1 protein-coding gene is annotated in these 734 nt (G+C 46.3%); it reads right to left on the reverse strand.

What is annotated here, in order from left to right; all coding sequences use genetic code 11:
* Window positions 1-63: 63 nt before the first annotated feature.
* A partial coding sequence (locus JMX63_RS14405; protein WP_265089111.1) for an EF-Tu C-terminal domain-related protein occupies window positions 64-734 on the reverse strand: 671 nt, incomplete at its 5' end.

Raw genomic sequence — 734 nt, forward strand, 5'->3', positions numbered from 1 at the left:
CCACCCTAGATAGGATGGCCTTTTTTATGACTAATTCATAAGCTCATTGCTGAGACTTAAGGATTAGTTCAATACGTTAGCAACAACACCAGCGCCTACAGTACGGCCGCCTTCACGAATAGCGAAGCGAAGACCTTTGTCCATAGCGATTGGGTGGATAAGCTCTACGCCCATCTCAACGTTATCACCAGGCATTACCATTTCAGTACCGTCTTGTAATTGGATTGCGCCAGTTACGTCAGTAGTACGGAAGTAGAACTGTGGACGATAGCCGTTTAGGAATGGTGTGTGACGACCACCCTCTTCTTTTGACAATACATATACTTCAGCGTCAAACTTGGTGTGAGGAGTGATTGAACCTGGCTTAGCTAGTACTTGGCCACGTTGTACGTCTTCACGCTTAGTACCACGTAGTAGTACGCCACAGTTTTCGCCTGCACGACCTTCGTCAAGCAGTTTACGGAACATCTCTACACCAGTACAGGTGGTTTTTTGAGTGTCACGGATACCAACGATTTCAATCTCGTCGCCAACTTTAACGATACCAGATTCAACACGGCCTGTTACTACAGTACCACGACCTGAGATTGAGAATACGTCTTCGATTGGCATTAGGAATGCTTTGTCGATGTCACGCTCTGGCTCTGGGATGTAGGTGTCTAGTACGTTTAGTAGTTCTACAACAGCTGGTTGGCCATATTTTTCTTGTGAGCCTTTTAGAGCTTCAGTTGGCC

This window comes from Psychrobacter nivimaris, assembly GCF_904846365.1.
GTDB classification, from domain to species: Bacteria; Pseudomonadota; Gammaproteobacteria; order Pseudomonadales; family Moraxellaceae; genus Psychrobacter; species Psychrobacter nivimaris_B.